The organism is Streptomyces sp. NPDC058246 (genome assembly GCF_042881985.1).
Lineage (GTDB): Bacteria > Actinomycetota > Actinomycetes > Streptomycetales > Streptomycetaceae > Streptomyces.
This window is the reverse complement of record NZ_JBHVWZ010000001.1, coordinates 501,214-518,396: the sequence shown is the minus strand read 5'-3', so window position 1 is coordinate 518,396 and position 17,183 is coordinate 501,214. Positions and strand designations below refer to the sequence as shown.

Annotated in this window: 23 protein-coding genes; 9 read left to right on the top strand and 14 right to left on the bottom strand. The window is 70.4% G+C overall.

Translation table 11 applies throughout. The features are described from left to right. Positions 1-185: 185 nt before the first annotated feature. The gene (locus tag ACFVXA_RS02310) at positions 186-671 is read right to left on the bottom strand and encodes a MarR family winged helix-turn-helix transcriptional regulator (RefSeq protein ID WP_390023495.1); all 486 of its coding nucleotides are present in this window, start codon (positions 669-671) and stop codon (positions 186-188) included. Between the two features lie 161 nt (positions 672-832). Continuing rightward, positions 833-1,243, bottom strand: a complete 411-nt coding sequence (locus tag ACFVXA_RS02305) for an ATP-binding protein (protein WP_390023493.1) — start codon at positions 1,241-1,243, stop codon at positions 833-835. Between the two features lie 470 nt (positions 1,244-1,713). Here ACFVXA_RS02305 and ACFVXA_RS02300 point away from each other — a divergent pair, with 470 nt between their 5' ends. Beyond that, positions 1,714-2,928: a phosphatidylserine/phosphatidylglycerophosphate/cardiolipin synthase family protein gene (locus ACFVXA_RS02300; protein WP_390023491.1), complete on the top strand. Its 1,215-nt coding sequence runs from the start codon at positions 1,714-1,716 to the stop codon at positions 2,926-2,928. A gap of 44 nt (positions 2,929-2,972) precedes the next feature. On the opposite strand, the gene ACFVXA_RS02295 is transcribed toward ACFVXA_RS02300, so the two are convergent. Continuing rightward, entirely contained in the window at positions 2,973-3,677 is a 705-nt protein-coding gene (locus tag ACFVXA_RS02295; RefSeq protein ID WP_362029977.1) for a GAF and ANTAR domain-containing protein, read from the bottom strand. A gap of 213 nt (positions 3,678-3,890) precedes the next feature. On the opposite strand from ACFVXA_RS02295, the gene ACFVXA_RS02290 reads away from it, so the two are divergent. The 5 genes from ACFVXA_RS02290 to ACFVXA_RS02270 all read left to right on the top strand — a co-directional run bounded on the left by ACFVXA_RS02290 (position 3,891) and on the right by ACFVXA_RS02270 (position 6,303). Beyond that, positions 3,891-4,151 (top strand): WhiB family transcriptional regulator, encoded by a 261-nt coding sequence (locus tag ACFVXA_RS02290; protein ID WP_362029974.1) that lies wholly within the window; start codon positions 3,891-3,893, stop codon positions 4,149-4,151. Between the two features lie 168 nt (positions 4,152-4,319). Then, positions 4,320-4,754, top strand: a complete 435-nt coding sequence (locus tag ACFVXA_RS02285) for an ATP-binding protein (protein ID WP_362029971.1) — start codon at positions 4,320-4,322, stop codon at positions 4,752-4,754. Positions 4,755-4,891: 137 nt separating this feature from the next. Further along, the gene (locus ACFVXA_RS02280; protein WP_362029968.1) at positions 4,892-5,209 is read left to right on the top strand and encodes a hypothetical protein; all 318 of its coding nucleotides are present in this window, start codon (positions 4,892-4,894) and stop codon (positions 5,207-5,209) included. 123 nt (positions 5,210-5,332) lie between these two features. Beyond that, on the top strand, positions 5,333-5,677 hold the full coding sequence (locus tag ACFVXA_RS02275; protein WP_383745668.1) for a hypothetical protein: 345 nt from the start codon (positions 5,333-5,335) through the stop codon (positions 5,675-5,677). 134 nt (positions 5,678-5,811) lie between these two features. Next, positions 5,812-6,303: a hemerythrin domain-containing protein gene (locus ACFVXA_RS02270; RefSeq protein WP_384021194.1), complete on the top strand. Its 492-nt coding sequence runs from the start codon at positions 5,812-5,814 to the stop codon at positions 6,301-6,303. A gap of 115 nt (positions 6,304-6,418) precedes the next feature. Here the strand turns inward: ACFVXA_RS02270 and ACFVXA_RS02265 are convergent, their stop codons facing one another. The 3 genes from ACFVXA_RS02265 to ACFVXA_RS02255 form a co-directional block, all read right to left on the bottom strand. Further along, positions 6,419-6,592: a CsbD family protein gene (locus ACFVXA_RS02265; RefSeq protein ID WP_362029960.1), complete on the bottom strand. Its 174-nt coding sequence runs from the start codon at positions 6,590-6,592 to the stop codon at positions 6,419-6,421. A gap of 83 nt (positions 6,593-6,675) precedes the next feature. Next, complete coding sequence (locus ACFVXA_RS02260) at positions 6,676-6,969, bottom strand: LuxR C-terminal-related transcriptional regulator (protein ID WP_383745666.1); 294 nt, start codon at positions 6,967-6,969, stop codon at positions 6,676-6,678. 166 nt (positions 6,970-7,135) lie between these two features. Then, on the bottom strand, positions 7,136-7,288 hold the full coding sequence (locus tag ACFVXA_RS02255) for a hypothetical protein (RefSeq protein ID WP_389749596.1): 153 nt from the start codon (positions 7,286-7,288) through the stop codon (positions 7,136-7,138). Positions 7,289-7,356: 68 nt separating this feature from the next. Here ACFVXA_RS02255 and ACFVXA_RS02250 point away from each other — a divergent pair, with 68 nt between their 5' ends. The 3 genes from ACFVXA_RS02250 (at position 7,357) to ACFVXA_RS02240 (ending at position 9,498) form a co-directional block, all read left to right on the top strand. Further along, positions 7,357-7,737 carry a hypothetical protein gene (locus ACFVXA_RS02250; protein WP_389472446.1) on the top strand — a complete coding sequence of 127 codons (381 nt, stop codon included), beginning with the start codon at positions 7,357-7,359 and terminating at the stop codon, positions 7,735-7,737. Next, positions 7,734-8,201: a peroxiredoxin gene (locus ACFVXA_RS02245; RefSeq protein ID WP_383909654.1), complete on the top strand. Its 468-nt coding sequence runs from the start codon at positions 7,734-7,736 to the stop codon at positions 8,199-8,201. Before ACFVXA_RS02250 ends, ACFVXA_RS02245 begins: the two co-directional genes overlap by 4 nt. 349 nt (positions 8,202-8,550) lie before the next feature. Then, on the top strand, positions 8,551-9,498 hold the full coding sequence (locus ACFVXA_RS02240) for a TauD/TfdA dioxygenase family protein (RefSeq protein ID WP_383745659.1): 948 nt from the start codon (positions 8,551-8,553) through the stop codon (positions 9,496-9,498). A 352-nt stretch (positions 9,499-9,850) separates the two neighbouring features. Here ACFVXA_RS02240 and ACFVXA_RS02235 read toward each other — a convergent pair whose 3' ends face one another. From ACFVXA_RS02235 to ACFVXA_RS02200, 8 genes are all read right to left on the bottom strand, one after another. Next, a complete protein-coding gene (locus tag ACFVXA_RS02235) occupies positions 9,851-10,000 on the bottom strand; it encodes an FG-GAP repeat protein (protein ID WP_383745657.1) in 150 nt (49 codons plus the stop codon). Positions 10,001-10,141: 141 nt separating this feature from the next. Then, the gene (locus ACFVXA_RS02230) at positions 10,142-11,341 is read right to left on the bottom strand and encodes an SPFH domain-containing protein (RefSeq protein WP_383745655.1); all 1,200 of its coding nucleotides are present in this window, start codon (positions 11,339-11,341) and stop codon (positions 10,142-10,144) included. Between the two features lie 12 nt (positions 11,342-11,353). Next, positions 11,354-11,605 (bottom strand): hypothetical protein, encoded by a 252-nt coding sequence (locus ACFVXA_RS02225; protein ID WP_362029934.1) that lies wholly within the window; start codon positions 11,603-11,605, stop codon positions 11,354-11,356. Positions 11,606-11,702: 97 nt separating this feature from the next. Next, positions 11,703-12,581 carry a hypothetical protein gene (locus tag ACFVXA_RS02220; protein ID WP_362029931.1) on the bottom strand — a complete coding sequence of 293 codons (879 nt, stop codon included), beginning with the start codon at positions 12,579-12,581 and terminating at the stop codon, positions 11,703-11,705. 171 nt (positions 12,582-12,752) lie between these two features. Further along, entirely contained in the window at positions 12,753-13,667 is a 915-nt protein-coding gene (locus ACFVXA_RS02215) for an ROK family protein (RefSeq protein WP_390023543.1), read from the bottom strand. A gap of 32 nt (positions 13,668-13,699) precedes the next feature. Further along, entirely contained in the window at positions 13,700-15,346 is a 1,647-nt protein-coding gene (locus tag ACFVXA_RS02210; protein ID WP_362029928.1) for an ABC transporter ATP-binding protein, read from the bottom strand. Continuing rightward, positions 15,343-16,224 carry an ABC transporter permease gene (locus tag ACFVXA_RS02205; RefSeq protein ID WP_362029925.1) on the bottom strand — a complete coding sequence of 294 codons (882 nt, stop codon included), beginning with the start codon at positions 16,222-16,224 and terminating at the stop codon, positions 15,343-15,345. Before ACFVXA_RS02205 ends, ACFVXA_RS02210 begins: the two co-directional genes overlap by 4 nt. Further along, positions 16,221-17,180, bottom strand: a complete 960-nt coding sequence (locus ACFVXA_RS02200; RefSeq protein WP_384021179.1) for an ABC transporter permease — start codon at positions 17,178-17,180, stop codon at positions 16,221-16,223. Before ACFVXA_RS02200 ends, ACFVXA_RS02205 begins: the two co-directional genes overlap by 4 nt. Between the last annotated feature and the right edge of the window lie 3 nt (positions 17,181-17,183).

The window sequence follows — 17,183 nt, the reverse complement described above, 5'->3', positions numbered from 1 at the left end:
CTCATCGGCCGTCGTGCGGCGCGTGGGAGAGTTACGGGTGCTCGTACGGCGGGTGCTGCGTTGCGCTCAACGGCCGGCGCGTGGCGGGTGGCGCGTGGCGCTCATCGGTCGTCGTGCGCCGCGTGCCACGCGCCGCGTGCCGCCTGCCGCCTGCCGTCTGCCGTCTGCCGTCTGCCGCGCAACGGTCATTGCTCCTCGCGCGTCGTGGCGCGCTCATCGGCCGTCGCGTGCTGGGCTGCGCGGAACGCGTGCAGGCCCTCCTCCAGCGACTCGCGCTGCGCCGGGGGCATGGCCGCCAGCACGGCCGCCAGGCTCAGGGACCGCCGCTCGTCGATCTCCCTGAGGATCCTGCTGCCCTGGGGCGTGAGCAGCAGCTGCAGGGCGCGCCGGTTGCCGGGGTGGGGGACGCGCTGCAACAGGCCCGCGGCCTCGAGGCGATCGCACAGACGGCTCGCCGCCGGCAGCGCGATGCCCACGCTCTCGGCCAGTGCGGTGAGGTTGAGTCCGGAGCGATACGCGACGGCCTTCAGGGCCTTCAGCTGGTGCGCGGACAAGCGCGGGCTGACCGCCTGACCGGCCGAGGTCCAGAGCTCGACGATTCCCTCGACGACCTCCGCCACCCGGTCGGCGACCGCCTCCGGGCGAGTGCCGGGCGCTACGACGCGGTTCACGTCCCCGTCATCCGCCACGGATCATCACGTACTCCCCCGGTGCCTGATCACGACGCGCTCGCTCGTCGGACGAACGACTCCGTCACGGTCGGCTGTCGCTGCTGGATCGCGAATGATGCTTTTCCCCAGAACTCTTCGAACTTGTCGAACGCGTCGATGCGTCAAAAGCGCACGACGGCATGAACGGTCTTGCCGTCCGGGCGGGAGTCCACGGACACCTCGGAGGACAGCCGCCGCACCAACGGCCAGCCGAAGCCGCCTTCCCCGCCCAGATCCAAGCGTCGTGGACGCGGCGGCGTGGGATCGTCGTCGGAGACGGAGATGCCCACACCGTCCCCCATGTCCCGCAGATCGAGGCCGCAGCGCCGACCGCGCGCATGGCGCACCACGTTCGTCACCAGCTCCGACACCACGAGCGTGGTGGCCTCGACGGCCTCGCGCGGCACCTGACGCGGCAGGCCGCCGAGAAATGCCCGGGTCACGTCCCTGGCCCGAACTGCTGCCTGCGGGCTTCTTTCCAGCCGGGTACCGCGCACAGGGCCGGAGTCGGGGAGCCGTTCGGCGGTCGTCATGCCTTCGCCTCCTTGCCGTATCTCCCTCGTGTTCGCCGTGCACGCAAACGCCGCCGGTGCGCGACAGGCGTTGCGGGCAGACTCCTCTCCTTCTGCCCGCCGTGCCTGGGCCCATGTCATGGGCTCGCTCACCTTCACACGGCGGTCACAGGACCCTTCACGCACACAGCGGCCACAGGACCCTTCGCGCCGGTGCGTCCGCCCGCTCTCGACACTGGGGATCCCGTGCGCCCGCACAGGACTGCGTCGCCCGATCCGGGGCAACTGTCCACGCGTCGCCGACGCCCCCGCGGGCACCTCGGTGACGCTGCTCCCGTGTCGGGCGAAGGAGGCGGGCGACTCCGACACCGGCGCGGTCGAGCGGAGGGGTGGTGGCCCCGCAGGGCAGGTCCCGACGGGCGCCACCGCCCCTCGTCGGACGTTCACCGAGACGGCGACACGTTCACCGAGACGGACACAGGAGACAGCGCATGTCCCAGCCGCACACGGCACGACTCCGCCACGACACCACGGCGGACGAGGCGGAGATCCACCTGCGTAAGCAGCGGCTTCGAAGACGTCTGGAGCGACTCATCGGCATCGCCGCGACCGAGGGCAACGAGCTGGTCCCCCTGCGCAACGGTGACGAGATCTTTCCCGCCATGCTCGACGCGGTCCGTTCGGCCGAGCACACCGTCGACCTGATGACCTTCGTGTACTGGCGTGGGCAGATAGCCCGGGACTTCGCGGCCGCCCTGGCCGAACGCGCCCGTGCGGGGCTGCGCGTGCGCCTGCTGCTGGACGGCTTCGGAGCGAAGGAGATCGAGCAGGACCTGATCCGGTCCATGAACTCCGCCGGCGTCCAGGTCGCCTGGTTCCGCAAGCCCCTGTGGCTGTCCCCCTTCAAACAGAACCATCGCTGCCACCGCAAGGCCCTCGTCGTCGACGAGCACACCGCGTTCACCGGCGGGGTGGGCATCGCTGAGGAGTGGTGCGGCGACGCCCGCGATCCGTCCGAGTGGCGGGACACGCACGTCCGAGTACGGGGACCGGCCGTCGACGGCATCGCCGCCGCGTTCGCCCAGAACTGGGCCGAGTGCCACGACGAACTCTTCGACGACCGCGACCGCTTCACCGAGCACGATCAGCCGGGCACCGCGACCGTCCAGGTGGTACGCGGTTCGGCCAGTTTCGGCTGGCAGGACATGCAGACCCTGATCCGCGTCGTGCTCGCCTCCGCCGAGGAGCGGTTCCGCCTCGCCACGGCCTACTTCGCACCCGACACCTACTTCGTCGACCTGCTCTGCGCGACGGCCCGCCGCGGCGTACGGGTGCAGATCCTGCTGCCCGGACCGCACACCGACCAACGGGCCTGCCAGCTCGCCGGTCAGCATCACTATGCCGCCCTGCTGGACGCGGGGGTCGACATCCGCCAGTACCAGCCGACCATGCTGCACACCAAGATCATGACCGTGGACGGAGTGGCCTCCCTGATCGGCTCCACCAACTTCAACCGTCGCTCCATGGAGCACGACGAGGAGGTCATGCTCGCCGTGCTCGACGAGACGTTCACCGCCGTACTCGACCAGGACTTCGAGAAGGACCTGGAGCGGGCCGTGGCCGTCGATCCGGTGCGCTGGCGGCGCAGGCCACTGCGGCAACGGTTCAAAGAGGTGGCCGTCACGCCGGTGCGGCGCTTTCTCTAGCCCCACCCGAGCCGCGCGTCGACGTCACGGGCGCCGCGCGGCGGTCAGGTGGGTCTGTCGCCGGTCTCGCAGACCCGGCGGGCGACCGCGCGCAGTTTGATGTTGTGGTCCTGGGAAGCCTTCTTGAGGACCTTGAAGGCGTCCTCCTGGCTCAGGCCGTGGCGCTCCATGAGAATGCCCATGGCCTCACCGATCTCGTGACGGGTCTCCAGGGCGTCGCCGAGCTGCTGCTGCGTACGGGCCGCGGAGAAGGCAACGGCCGCGTGGGAAGCAAGGATCCAGCCGGCCAGCCGGGTCGACTCGTCGAAGGTGTTCGGGCGCCGGGAGTACACGTTGAGCGCGCCGAGTTCGTCGTCCTCGGTGAAGAGCAGAAAGCCCATCATGCTGCCCATGCCCAGCTTCCTCAGCTCCGGAGCGAAGTTGGCCCAGCGATCGTGCGGCTGCCGCAAGTCCTCGATGACGTAGACCTGTTGCCGGTCGTTGACGGCGTCGAAGCACGGGCCCTCGCGCAGGTCCTGCTGGATCCGGTCCGCCATGCGCACCACGTCGCTCGTCGCCGACAGCGCACGCACCTCACCTCGACGCACCGTGAGGATGCCGGCCTCGTCGCATCCACGGATCAGCACCGTCGCGTGTTCCACGATCCGCTCCAATGTGGCCTGGACCGTGTCCTGAGCCAGCAGGTCCCGCGCCATGTCCGCCAGGGCGACGGCGAACTTCTCCCAGATTTCGCCGGACTCTCGCGCCATGTGCCACCTGCTCATTCGTAGAAACGCAACGGCCGCTCACCTGGGGTTCCATCTTGCCATCCGGCCGCGCCCGCCGCGCCGGGCTGTGGGCCGTGAGATGTCCGCAGGATCTTTCTGAGCCTGTTCTGTTTCACCTGTGGAATCAAGGGTGACCCGGGAGAGGACCCCATCCACACGAATGACACTGACACCATTTCGGCCAGAGGAGGCTCCATGGACGCCTGGCGCGACTCCGCGGCATGCCGCACCGTCGACCCTGATCTGTTCTTCCCCATCGGCGAGACAGGCCCCGCCCTGCTGCAGATCCAAGCGGCGAAGGCCGTCTGCCAAGGCTGCCCGGTCCGCGACGAGTGCCTGCGCTGGGCGCTCGACACGGGCCAGAGCTCCGGAGTCTGGGGCGGCACCAGTGAGGCCGAACGGCGCGCGCTTGCGCGGCGCACGTCCCGCCGTCGGGCACGGAACAGCACGGCGTAGGCGAGTCGGCGGGAGGTCCGGCTGCCTCGCGTCACTGGGCGCGGGACGGCTGCCTGCCCTTTGAGCACGGCGCGGGAGGGCCGGCCCGCCCCTGTCGCGGAGCCGACCCAGCCGCGTGCCCGTGTCGCGGCGAGGGGCATTCCGCCGACCAGTCACAGGAAGGGCGCGATGAAAATCGATCCGAGCCGGGACGAGAACCTGTCAGGTACCGAGTTCGAGAGTCTCACCAGCACCTTTGCCGGTCAGCTGCGGAATGTGACCGACGCACGCCTTGCCGCGGAGGACTACCTGCGCGCGCTCGCGCGGGCGTCACCGCCCTCGGCTCCCGAGCACTGGGACGACATCCTGCTGGTGGTGACAGAGCTGGCCGCCAACGCGATCCAATACGCTCCGGGCCCCTTCGAGCTCCACATGCGCCCCACCTTCGACAGCGTGCACGTCACACTGAGTGACAGCAGCACCACACCCCCCGCGCCACGCCGCTTCCGCCCGACCCAGGGCGGCGGCGGTATCGGCTGGCACCTGATCCACGCACTGAGCGACCAGGTCAGTGTGGTGGTGCGGGAGGACGGCAAGGACGTACACGTCTTTCTCCCCTGGTGATCCCCCCGCCCCGCTCCGCCGAACGGCCGCTGCGCCTGCCGAATCTCTCCTGCCGAGAGGTGTCGGTCCTCTCAGCGAGGGCAGACGGTACTGCTCCAGGACCTATGAGCAGTCGGTGACGCGAACGAGGTGGAGCAGTGTCGGAGCCCTTCGAGGACAACGTGCCCGAGCCGTCGGCACAGGAGCACGCCGCCTGGGCACGGGTACGCCGTTCGGCCACGGGGATGAGGCACCACGAGGCGAGGACCGCGCTGGAGGCGGCCCGGAAGGCGGCCGGGGACGGTTCACTCGGCGCTGGGGACGCACTGATCGCGCGGGCGGAGGCCGATGAGTGGGAGCGCATCACCGAGACCCTGGTCGACCACGCGGGCACGTACGACCCGGCCGGTGACCCCTTCGTCCAGGGCGAACTCGCCGGCCGGGCCCATCGCGGAGAAGCCCCTGCCCACCGCTGACCGTGCCCGGTCTCCAGGCGCAGCCGCGCTGTCAGTGCCCTGCGGAACAATGCTGAGCAGCGAGAACGTCACCGCCCTGGGCGGCCACGCAATCGAACCCGTCCGTCGAAAGGCCGCATGCACATGACGCCCACCCGCCACCGCCGCGCCGTGCCGCGTGACCCACTCAGCCCTGGCGGTGCCGAGGTCCTGCGTCTGATCACTGAGCAGGGTTTCCCCGTCTGCCTCACCGTGCACGCCAACGGGCGCCGCCGGTACGGCTATTGGCTGCCCCTGGCCGCCCAGGCCGGGCGCGGCGGCTGTTACGTGGCGCTGCCCACCGACGAGTGCGACGCGCTGTACGCCGCGGGCCGGATCGTGCTGGGGGATCCGCTGGTGGACCCGGCGAAGACCACCTATCCGGTACGGGCCGCCGCGCGGGAGGCGGATACCGCGGCAGGTGCGTCCCGTCACGCCTTGACGGCCTGAGCGCCTCGCGCCCTCAGGGCGTGAGCGGCGGACGGAAACGGGTACTCGTTTGAGGGGACCCGACTGATGGGGAACACCTTCGGGATTTCCTCCGAACTTCTTCTGAGTCCTTTCCAGGAAAGGCGTGCCACACCATGACCCAAACGCAGGATGTCGTCGAAATCATTCTGGAGGACCACCGCAGGATGGAGGAGCTCTTCCGCCGGATGCGCAGTGTCGAGGCGGACCGGGCGGCGGCGCTGAAGGAATTCGCCGACCTGCTGATCGCCCACGCCATCGCGGAGGAGGCCGAGGTCTATCCGGCCCTCAAGCGCTACAAGAACATCGACGACGACGAAGTGGAACACGGCGAGTCGGAACACGAAGAGGGCAACAAGGCCTTGCTCGCGCTCCTGGAGGTCGACGAGGTCGGGTCCGACGACTGGGACGAGAAGCTGGAAGAGCTGGTGGAGGCGGTCGCCCACCACACCGACGAGGAGGAGCGCACCATCCTCAACGGGGCCCGCGAGAACGTCCCCCTGGAACGCCGTGACGAGCTCGGAGCGGCCTTCCTCAGGGAGCGGGCGAATCAGCTGAAGGCCGACTGCGGCTCCATCGAGAACATCCGCAGCATCGTAAAAGGCTGACATCGTAGATCGTCGAGGTCCGAGTCGCACATGCCGTAGGGCCCGTCACGCGGTCGCGTGACGGGCCCTACGGCATGTGCGTCCTGACGGGCGCCACATGTACGTCCCAATTGGCTCAGTGGCGGAAGACGTCCTTCGTCTTTTCCTTCGCCTGCCGGGCATCGCCCTTTGCCTGCTCGGCCTTGCCCTCGGCGGTCATCCGCTCGTTGCCGACGGCGCGCCCGGCGGCTTCCTTGGTCCTGCCCTTCGCCTGCTCGACCTTGGATTTGGACTTCTGATGCTTGGCCACCGTAGTTCACGTCCTCACTGGCTCGACAATGCGATCCACTCCTACGGCTCACCATGAAAGGCCGTTCCAAACGCCGACGATCATTAATTCACCGCATTCGGTTCATGGATGACGGCGGCGAGTTCAGCTCTGCGGCGAATACCGAGCTTGCGGTAGGCGCCGGTCAGATGAGTCTCGACGGTGCGCCGGGCCAGCTGGAGCAGCCCGGCGATCAAGTCGTGGGCGTCCCTCAGATCGAAGCTGTCCGTGAGTCGGGTCGCCTCTTGTGCGCGGCCGGTCTCGACCAGCGCCACCACGGCGAGTGCGTGGGCGTTGGCCGGGTCGGTCCGGTGCTGACCGGTCCCGGCGAACGGCAGGACGACGACCCGGTTCCTCACGCTCGACCAGAGTGCCGGCGGTCAGCGCCGCACGTTCCGGGTCGGTGACGTCACGTCGGTCCGCTTCGTCATCCGCTCGTCGTACGGCGCCGCCACCGACAAGCAGGTCTCGATCGCCGAGATCGAGTTCTTCGGACCGTCCAGCGGCGACAACTGACCCGCCTCGTCAGCGGCCTCCGAGTTCGTCGATCCGGACGGGTCCACCGACGGTCACGGACTCGATGGCGGCGAGGGCGACGGCCAGGGCAGCGCGGGCGTCCTCGCCGGTGACGGCGGGGGCCCGGCCGGTGCGGACGCGCTCGGTGACCCGAATCGACATGCGCACGCCGATCCACCGCCACTTACCGTCCAGTAATATCGCGCGACAGGCCCCCCAGAGGAGGAACCGTGCCACGGTCGGAACGCTCGCCCTTGTTGCTCGCCGGCCTATTGGCCGCCGCGGGCGTCACCCACTTCGTCGCGCCACGGCAGTACGACGCGGTCATCCCGCGCGCCCTGCCCGGCGCGCCGCGCACCTGGACCTACGCGAGCGGTGCCGCCGAACTGGTGCTGGCGGCCGGGGTGGCACTGCCCCGTACCCGACGGGCCGCCGCACTGGCCACCGCCGCCTTCTTCGTCGGCGTGTTCCCCGGCAACGTCCAGATGGCGGTCGACTGGCGCCACCGGTCCACGCCCCTCAAGGCCGCGGCGCTCGCGCGGCTGCCGCTGCAGGTTCCGCTCGTACTGTGGGCGCGCGGTGTCGCCCGGAACGGGGAGGGCCGGTCATGACCACTCGACCGAACATCGGCGACACCGTCGAGGACTTCACGCTGCCCGACGAGACCGGGGCGAGCAGGAGTCTGTCCGAACTGCTCGGCGACGGACCGGTGGTGCTGTTCTTCTACCCCGCCGCGCTCACCGCCGGCTGCACCGCCGAAGCCTGCCACTTCCGTGATCTGGCGACGGAGTTCGCCGCGGCCGGCGCCCGGCCTGTGGGCATCAGCGGCGACACGGTCGACAAGCAGCAGGAATTCGCCGGGCGCCACACGCTCGGATTCCCGCTGCTGTCCGACACCGACGGAACCGTCCGCGAGCGGTTCGGGGTCAAGCGCGGCTTCTCCCTGGCTCCCACCAAGCGGGTCACCTTCGTCATCGCCCGGGACCGCACGATCCTGGAGGTCGTCCGCAGCGAACTGCGGATGAGCGCGCACGCCGACCGCGCTCTCGCCGCCCTGCGCGACCACAAGGACTGAGCCGCTGACGACACGGTGGCGCCGCAAGCGCCGAGTCGCTCACGACACCGTGGCGTCACGTACGTGAACAGGCCCCGCCCCTTCGCGGATGGTGGGCGGGACCCGTTCACTGCGCCTCATTGTCGGCGCCTCGCCCCGCCTGCGGCAGGGAGTGAGATCCGGCAGGTCAGCAGGGCGCCGCACACCCTGTGCGGGCGGCGCGCCTCCCGTGTGAACCGCCGGCCACGACCCCGCGCCACCTGCCCGGGCCCAAGATCCGCGTCACTCGCCGCGCTGCGCCCTGTGCCAAGGCCGGTTCAGCGTTCATGCTGGACACGGACGAGTCGACCGCACGATCAACGGAGCCCCCATGACAGACGAGGTCGCCCCTCTCGAGGTGAAGCCGGCCGCCGGTCACATCGGCGCCGAGATCACGGGGGTCGACCTGACGGAGGAGTTGCCCGACGAGGTCGTCGCGCGGATCCGGGCAGCGGTGCTGCGCTGGAAAGTGGTGTTCTTCCGGGGACAACGGCTGGATCACGCCTCGCACATCGCCTTCGCGCGGCGGTTCGGCGAACCGATCCGCCTGAGGTCGCGCGGCAGCGCGTCACCTGGGGACTTCCCCGAGGTCGAGACCACGGCCGACCGGCTGGAACTGGGCGGTCGTTACGGCATGGACCACGAGGAGTGGCTGCGGCGGCGCCGCCATTCGCTGCTGCGCGGGTGGCACTGCGACCACGGCGCCCGGATCGATCCGCCGGCCGCGACGATCCTGCGCGCCGAGACCGTCCCCCCGTACGGCGGCGACACCACCTGGTCCAACCTGGCGGTCGCCTACACGGGGCTCTCGGAGCCCGTACGGGAGTTCGTCGACGGTCTGCGCGCCGAGCACCGGCTGGGGGTCGGCTACCAGGCACGGCCCGGCGACGACGCATACGTACGGCATCTGCTGGATCACCAGATCGCCTCCGACCATCCGCTGGTCCGCGTGCACCCGGAGACCGGCGAGCGGGTGCTCTTCGTCAACGGCTACTACATCGAGCAGATCCTCGGGGTGTCCCGGATGGAGAGCCAGGCGCTGCTGGAAATGCTGCTGGAGCAGGCGACCCGCCCCGAGTACACCGTCCGGTTCCGGTGGGAGCCGGGCAGTGTGGCGTTCTGGGACAACCGGGCCACCATCCATCTGGCGCCCAGCGACACGGCCCATGTCGACCACCCCCGGGTCATGCACCGTGTGATGCTCGCCGGTGACGTCCCGGTGGGGGTCGACGGCAAGCCCTCGGTGGCGATCGTGGGCAGCGAGCCACAGCGCTGGTGAGGCGCGGCCGCCGGCCGCGGGGGGTACGGTCGGTCGCCGCCCCTGACGGGGCGTGAAGCCACCGGTCCGGACAGGACGGAGGCTCGGCGCCGAAGCGGACGGCGCCGGCCGAGTTGCCCAGCGATCCCGCGCCGTAGAGCCATGAGCCCGTCCGCCACGAGGCCGTTGGTGCCCGCGGGCAGTTCCCCGACCACGCCGTCCTCGGTGTCCTCGCCGGGCGCGGCGGCCAGGAGTTCGGCGGAGCCGTCCCTGTCCGTGTCGGCGAGCCGTACCTGTGCGCCCCACTGGTCGCCGGCCTCGGCGGTGCCGGGGACGTCCTCGCCGCCGTAGTAGACGCCGATCAGGCCGCCGGTCATGCCTTCCTCTGGCCGACGACGAGGTCGTCGTAGCCGTCCTTGTCCAGGTCGCCGGAGGCGGTGGAGGGCTCGAAAAACCGGGCTGGTGGTCGATGCGGTGAAGGAAGCAAGTTCCTTTCATCTGCGCCCGGTTCGACACGAGACATGCCAACGGAGTTGTGGTGCCCGAAGGGGTCGTGACACAGCAGTGACGCCTGTTGCGGGACGTGGACTTCAGGTCGGTTCGACGCGGGTGAGGGCGGCCGCCGCCGTGCGGCTGAGGTCGTCGAGGGCGGCCGCCACTCGGCTCAGTTCGCCGAGGACCGACCGTCCTTCGGCTCGTCCTCGTCGGTGTCCCGCGCCGGCGTACGCAGGAATCCCGGCAGTTCGAGCGGTCCGCTCGCCTTCTCGGAGCGGCCGTCGGAGTTCTGGCCGTTCAGGTTCTGCCGGACCGAGTCCAGGATCGTCAGGCCCTGGGCGACCAGGCCGGCCGCGATCTCGCCGAGACCGTCCGCGCCGTTCAGGACGTTGACGTTGGCTCCGGCGAGCCCGCCCGCCGCTTCCTTCACGATCTGCGGGAGCTGGTCGATCAGCATCCGGTCGAGTGCGACACGGTCGTACGAAGCGGCGGCCTCGGCCTGGATCTTCATGCGCTCCGCCTCGGCGATGGCGAGCACCTTGATCCGCTGGGCCTCCGCCTCGGCGGGCTTGACGATCTCGGCGACCAGCTGCTGCTGACGCAACTGGGCGGCACGCTGGGCCAGTTCGGTCTGGGCGAGGAGCACCTCCTGCTGCGCGTGGGCCTGCGCCAACGGTCCGGCCTGGGCGGCCTCCGCCTGCGCGCGGTCCACCTGAGCCGAGTACTCCGCCTTCACCACGGCGGTCTGCCGGGCGTATTCGGCCTGGTTGCGCGCGGCCACCTGTTCCGCCTCGACCGAGGCCTGGGTGGCCTGGGCCTGCGCGATCTGGGCCTGTCGCTGGATGGCCGCCTTGTGCGGTGCGGACATGGCGTCGATGTAGCCGACGTCGCCGTCGTCGATCGACTGGATCTGCAGCGAGTCGACGATCAGGCCGATCTTCGCCATCTCGGTCTTCGAGGTGTCGAGGACCTCCGCGGCGAGCTTCTGCCGCTCGGTGACGATCTCCTCGACCGTCATGGAGCCGATGATCGCGCGCAGGTGCCCGGCGAAGATCCGCCCGGTCAGCACCGACATCTGATCCTGGTCGGAGAGGAAGCGCTGGCCCGCGTTGATGATGCTCTCGGTGTCGTTGCCGACCTTGAACGCGATCACGGCGCGGACGTGCAGCGCGATGCCCTGCTTGGTCACGCAGGTCTCGGTGACCTCGGCCTCGCACATCGACAGCGTGAGAAAACGAGTCTTGCGGAAGATCGGGAGCACGAATTTTCCGTGCCCCGTCACCACTCGGAACGGCGCGCCCCCCAGTCCCCGCCTGCCTCCCGAGATCAGCATCGCCTCGTCGGGAGCGGGAACGCGGTAACCGAACATCCTGAATTCTCCTTAGCCGGCGTCGGCGGTGTCCCCGCCCAACGCGTCCAACGGATCGACCCACTCGATGACGTCGACCTCACGGCATCCACGTGATTCGATCACAAGCACAGTCGCCCCTGTCGGCAGGGGCTCCTGCGACCAGGCGAGGAAGGTCTCGGATCCGCCTCTGACGCGCACGAGGATCTCGCCGGGACCGGCGGTTCCCCGTGTGCCGATGAGCAGCTCCCCCGTGCAGCCGATCACGGCCTCGTCCTCCACCACTGCCGGCCGCCTCCCCATCCATCTGGTTCTGCTTCCGACCTTAGACCTCACCCGCGTCGGACGCCTACGCTCCTGTCGCTCCCTGTATCCGCAGGCCTCAGCTCCTGGTGAACCGGTAGGTCTTGCTGTCGGTCAGGACGCAGAAGCCCGGCGACACGACGATCACCCGCAGAGTGCCGGTGCGCCGGTCGTAGTCGATGCCCTCCGCCTCGAAGGTGCCCGAGCAGGAGCTGCGCAGCGGGAGCTGGCGCAGGGCCGTGACATGGCCGGAAACGTCCGAGCCGCCGGGCTCACCGGACAGGTCGATCTGGAGCAGCGGCTTGGTGATGCCGAAGAGCGTCCCGGCCGGGTCGTCGGACGAGCAGAGCAGCTGGGTCGCGGTGACGAAATCGCAGCCCTGTACGTCGCGTACGGCGTGGTCCAGGTTGATCGTGGACGCCTGCGGCAGGTTCGCTGAGGGGGAGGTGCTCGGGTTCACGCCGGGGGTCGGGAAGACCAGGAGCCGGCTCATCGTGCCGTACTCGCCGGACACCATCCACGAACCGCTCGGTGAGACGGTGACGAACGAGTTGTTCAGCGCCTCCCCCGCGCTCAGTGTGTGGACGTACTCCGACCAGCCGCCGCCCGGCGCCTGCACCCGGAACATCTTCGAGCCGCCGGAGTCGCTCTGGTACGGCTCGATGTAGTAGCCGTTGTAGGAGGCGTCGGGGTCGCCGACGTGGTTCCAGCCGCGGCTGCTCACGTCGGCGGGGATGGTGCCGATGCCCGTGTAGCGGTTCGCGCTGCCGGCCGGGACCTCGACGGAGGTCAGGCCCTGGCTCTCGGTCAGCGGGTCGGCGCGGTCCGAGCCCACCTCGTTCCAGGTGTCGGCGGCCGTGGCGGGCGCGCCGGTTGCGACGGACAGGACGGCGGCCGTGGCGAGCGTGACGAGACCGGCCAGGGCCGCGTGACAACGTTGCCGAGCGGGCATGCGCATGAGGTCGACTCCTCGGTGGGGGTGTCTGTTCGGCGCACAGTCTGGCCCGACAGCGTGGTCATGTACAGACCAATGAATGGACGTCAGTTGTCGGCTTACGGTCCGGAAGGCGACGCGCACGGCCTCTCCGCACGCCTCACCTACAGCTCCGGACGTGTCACCGTCAGCGCCCTACACCGGTGTCACCGCGCCGAGTTCCGTAAGCGCACGGGACGCGGCGCCTATCGCGACGGCTCCGGCGCCGAGCCGGGCCCGTACGACCCGGATCGGCTGCCCGCTGACGGGCGGCTCGGCGGCAAGGGCGGCCATGATCGACGGTTCGAGGAGGTCCCACGCACCGCTGACACCGCCACCGATCACGCAGGTCGCGAGGTCCACCAGGCCCGTCGTGATCAGCATCGCCCGGGCGATGCCGGCGCCCGCGGCCTCGTACACGGCGATCGCGTCGGGGTCCCCGTCCGCCGCCGCCCCGGCGACGCCCCGTGCGGTGAGGGTCCGTCCCGTCCGCTCGGCGTAGCGCGTCGCGAGGGAGCGGCCCGAGGCGAGGGTCTCCAGATGCCCGCGCCCCCCGCAGGTGCACGGGAGGTCGCCGAAGCCGGGGATGTGCCCGATCTCGCCCGCGGCCCCGTGCGGTCCGTCGAGCAGCGCGCCGTTCATCCACAGCGCGCCGCCCACTCCGGTGCCGAGCGTCATCCCGAGAACGTGCGGTTCGCCCGCGACAGCGCCCGTGGCCACCTCGCCGCGCAGGAAGGCGTTCACGTCGTTGTCGAGGAAGGCCGGGACGCCGAGCGCGTGCTCGATCGTCGCCGTCACCGGGAATCCGGCCCAGCCGGTGAAGGAGTCGCTCGCCACGAGGACCCGCCCGGTACCGGCGTCGACGACTCCCGCCGCACCGACTCCGACGCCGAGCAACCGCGAGGGGACGCGGCCCTGGAGCAGCCTGAGCGCGTCGAGTGCGGCGCGGACCATGGCCTGCCCGCCCTCGGCGGCCGGCGTGGGCACCTCGAAGCCTTCGACGACGGTGAGGTCGGCGGTGCACAGCACGACCTGGGTGGTCGTACCGCCGATGTCGACGCCGGCGTACACCTCGGGCGTCGGACGGCCGGTGCGGGATGCGGTCACGCCTTGACCCCCAGGGCGGCCCGGCGCTCCTCGCGGCGGCGGCGTTGCAGGACCGGGTCCGGTACCGGCACGGCGGCGATGAGCCGCCGCGTGTAGTCGGTACGCGGACGCAGGAGCGTGGTCGCGGTGCTGCCCTCCTCTTCGACGCGCCCGGCACGCAGGACGACGACGTGCTGGGCGAATTCCTGGACGACGGCGAGGTCGTGGGAGACGAACAGGCAGGCGAAGCCGAGTTCGTCCTGGAGTTCACCGATCACCTCCAGCACCGACCGCTGCACGCTGACGTCCAGTGCGCTCGTCGGCTCGTCGGCGACCAGCAGCCGCGGCCGGAGGACCAACGCACGGGCGAGGCTCACCCGCTGACGCTGACCGCCGGACAACTCGCGTGGCCCTCGATGCGCCAAGTCCCTTGGCAGCCGTACGAGTTCGAGGACATCCGCGACGCGGGCCCGGCGTTCGGCCGACGACATCCCCGCGCGGTGGACCCGCAGCGGCTCGGCGACGCACTCCCCCACACTCATCCGGGCGTCCAGCGACGCCACCGGATCCTGCAGCACGACCCCGACCCCGGCCAGCAGGGCCCGACGGGGCCGCCCCCTGGTCCTCGCGAGGTCGGCGCCGAAGAGCGAGACCGAGCCGGCGGACGGCGCGACGAGGCCGAGCGCGACGCGGGCGGCGGTCGACTTGCCGGAGCCCGACTCGCCGACGAGCCCGACGGTCTCGCCGGGGCGGACCGTGAGCGAGACGCCGTCCAGTGCCCGTACCGCCCGGCGTCCGCGGCCGAACCGCACCGAGACCTCACGCAGATCGACCACCGGGTCCGCGACGGGCCGGTCACCGGCGCCCCGTGCCGGCTCGGCGAGGGACAGCCTCGGCACCGCCCCCAACAGCCGCGCGGTGTAGTCGTGCGTGGGCCGCAGCAGTACGTCCTCCACCGCTCCCGTCTCCACGACCTCTCCCTGGAGCATCACGGCGACACGGTCCGCGAAGTCCGCGACGACGCCCATGTTGTGCGTGACCAGCAGGACGCCCGTGCCCGAGTCCGCGGCGAGCCCGCGCAGCAGGTCCAGGATCTCTGCCTGCACGGTGACATCGAGCGCGGTGGTCGGCTCGTCCGCGATGAGCAGGCTCGGCGCGTTGGCGATCGCCATGGCGATGACCACGCGCTGCCGCTGCCCGCCGGACAACTGGAAGGGGAACGCGGCCGCCCTCTTCTCCGGCTCCGGGATGCCGACCCGGCGCAGCAGGTCGACCGCCTCCCGGTGGGCCTCCTTGGCCCGGACGGTCCGGTGATTGCGTATGACTTCCGCTATCTGCGCGCCGATCCTGGTGAGCGGATCCAGGGCGGTCGCGGGTTCCTGGAAGACCATCGACGCCGTACGACCGCGCAGGCCCGCGAGGTCGGCCTCGGGGGCGTCGATGACGTCGGTCCCGCCGACGCGGACGCGCCCGGTGGCACGGGCGCTGCCCGGCAGCAGCCCCATCGCGGCGAGCGCGACGGTCGACTTCCCGGAGCCGGACTCGCCGACCAGGGCGAGCGTCTCGCCGGGCCGGACACACAGCGAAACGTCACGGACGGCGGGCACGTCGCCCGTCTCCGTCGAGAACGTGACGCCCAGGTTCTCGATCTCGAGCATGCTCATCCCCGCCCCCTCACGTCGAACGCGTCCCGCAGCCCGTCCCCGATCGCGTTGAACGCGCACACGACGAGGATGATGGCGAGGCCGGGCGGAACGATGAGCCACCAGCGTCCGGAGTACGCGGCGGTGAGCCCGGCGGACAGCATGCCGCCCCAGTCGGTCGACGGCGGTTGCACGCCCAGGCCGAGATAGGACACGTAGGCGACGAGCAGGATGGCGTCGGCGACCTGGAAGGTCGCGGCGACCACGATGGTCGACACCGAGTTGGGCAGGATGTGCCGGGCGATCGCCCGCCCGTGCGTGCCGCCGATGGCGCGGAGGGTCAGCACATAGTCGCGGTTCTTGAGGGTGAGTGTCTCCGCCCGGACGAGCCGGGACGGCACGAGCCACGACACCAGACCGAGGATGACGATGAGTCCGAGGGTGTCCGGGGTGGTGATGGCGGAGACCACGAGCAGGATGAACAGGGCCGGGATCGCGATACCGGCGTCGACGACGCGCATCATGACCGCGTCGATCCAGCCGCCCGCGTATCCGGCGATCGCTCCCCAGAGCGTGCCGATGACGGTGGCGAGGGTTCCGGCCGCGAGGCCGACGAGAAGCGACACCTTGCCGCCGTACATCAGCCGCCCGAGTTCGTCGTGCCCGACGGCGTCGGTGCCGAGCGGGTGGGCGCCGCCGGGGGCGAGGTTCACCTGCGTGAGGTGGGTGTGGGTCTGGTCCGTCGAGTACAGCAACGGGCCCAGGAAGCAGAGGAGCAGGAAGAGTACGACGACCACGAGGCCGGCGACGGCGAGTCCGTTCCGCCGGAACCGGCGCAGGGAGAGCCGGTATCCGGCGCTCGCCTCCATGGGTGGTGTCACCGGCAATACGGCGCTCATGCGCGGCCCGCCTTCACTCGGGGATCGATGATCCGCTGGACGACGTCGGCGAGCAGGGTGCCGACGACGGTCGCGACGGAGATGACGAGGACGCAGCCGAGCAGCACCGGATAGTCGGAGGACTGCGCGGCGCTCCAGAACAGCAGCCCCATTCCCGGGTAGTTGAAGAGCTGCTCGACCACCAGGGCTCCGCCGAAGAGCACGGGCACGTAGTAGCCGAGCATCGCGACGACGGGTGTGAGCGAGTTGCGGAACACGTGCCGCCACAGGATCGCGCGGGGACCCGAGCCACCGGCGCGCGCGGTGCGTACATAGTCCTCGGAGAGGTTCTCCAGCGTCGCGGCGCGCATGTACCGGCTGAACACGGCGACCATCGACGCGGCTCCCGCGACGACCGGAAGGACCAGCGCGTTCGGCTGCGCGAGCACCTGCCCGAGCGAGTCGCCCTGCGGCGCCTGCGACGGGAACCAGGGCAGCAACTGCGTGAACACGAGCACCAGGACCAGTCCGAGGAAGTACACCGGTGTCGAGTACGCGACGAAGCTCAGCGTGGTGATCACGTAGTCGACGGGCTTGTTGCGCCGGACCGCCTGCCACATACCGAGCGGCACGGCGAGGGCGAGTCCGACGAGCGCGGACAGCACGGTGAGGACGAGTGTCTTGGGCAGCCGCTGCTCGATGAGCCGGGAGACCGCCTCGTTCAGCGTGTACGAGGTGCCGAGGTCGCCGTGCAGGAGGGTGCGCAGGTAATAGACGTACTGCACGGGCAGCGAGCGGTCGAGGCCCTGTTCGTGGTCGAACTGGGCGATCTGCTGCGCGGTCGCCTGCGGGCCGAGGATTCCGCGCGCGGGCCCCCCGGGCAGCGCGTGCAGCAGGCAGAAGACCACCACGGTCACAATGAGGATCACCACGAGCGACTGGAGGACACGCCGGGTCAGATAGAGGAAGGTGTCCATGCG

Excerpts from the sequence above, each read along its gene's own strand:
- ACFVXA_RS02305 (WP_390023493.1), bottom strand. The coding sequence starts at position 1,243 with ATGACGACCGCCGAACGGCTCCCCGACTCCGGCCCTGTGCGCGGTACC.
- ACFVXA_RS02300 (WP_390023491.1), top strand. The coding sequence starts at position 1,714 with ATGTCCCAGCCGCACACGGCACGACTCCGCCACGACACCACGGCGGAC.
- ACFVXA_RS02295 (WP_362029977.1), bottom strand. The coding sequence starts at position 3,677 with ATGGCGCGAGAGTCCGGCGAAATCTGGGAGAAGTTCGCCGTCGCCCTG.
- ACFVXA_RS02290 (WP_362029974.1), top strand. The coding sequence starts at position 3,891 with ATGGACGCCTGGCGCGACTCCGCGGCATGCCGCACCGTCGACCCTGAT.
- ACFVXA_RS02285 (WP_362029971.1), top strand. The coding sequence starts at position 4,320 with ATGAAAATCGATCCGAGCCGGGACGAGAACCTGTCAGGTACCGAGTTC.
- ACFVXA_RS02275 (WP_383745668.1), top strand. The coding sequence starts at position 5,333 with ATGACGCCCACCCGCCACCGCCGCGCCGTGCCGCGTGACCCACTCAGC.
- ACFVXA_RS02270 (WP_384021194.1), top strand. The coding sequence starts at position 5,812 with ATGACCCAAACGCAGGATGTCGTCGAAATCATTCTGGAGGACCACCGC.
- ACFVXA_RS02255 (WP_389749596.1), bottom strand. The coding sequence starts at position 7,288 with ATGTCGATTCGGGTCACCGAGCGCGTCCGCACCGGCCGGGCCCCCGCC.
- ACFVXA_RS02245 (WP_383909654.1), top strand. The coding sequence starts at position 7,734 with ATGACCACTCGACCGAACATCGGCGACACCGTCGAGGACTTCACGCTG.
- ACFVXA_RS02240 (WP_383745659.1), top strand. The coding sequence starts at position 8,551 with ATGACAGACGAGGTCGCCCCTCTCGAGGTGAAGCCGGCCGCCGGTCAC.
- ACFVXA_RS02235 (WP_383745657.1), bottom strand. The coding sequence starts at position 10,000 with ATGTCTCGTGTCGAACCGGGCGCAGATGAAAGGAACTTGCTTCCTTCA.
- ACFVXA_RS02230 (WP_383745655.1), bottom strand. The coding sequence starts at position 11,341 with ATGTTCGGTTACCGCGTTCCCGCTCCCGACGAGGCGATGCTGATCTCG.
- ACFVXA_RS02220 (WP_362029931.1), bottom strand. The coding sequence starts at position 12,581 with ATGCGCATGCCCGCTCGGCAACGTTGTCACGCGGCCCTGGCCGGTCTC.
- ACFVXA_RS02210 (WP_362029928.1), bottom strand. The coding sequence starts at position 15,346 with ATGAGCATGCTCGAGATCGAGAACCTGGGCGTCACGTTCTCGACGGAG.
- ACFVXA_RS02205 (WP_362029925.1), bottom strand. The coding sequence starts at position 16,224 with ATGAGCGCCGTATTGCCGGTGACACCACCCATGGAGGCGAGCGCCGGA.
- ACFVXA_RS02200 (WP_384021179.1), bottom strand. The coding sequence starts at position 17,180 with ATGGACACCTTCCTCTATCTGACCCGGCGTGTCCTCCAGTCGCTCGTG.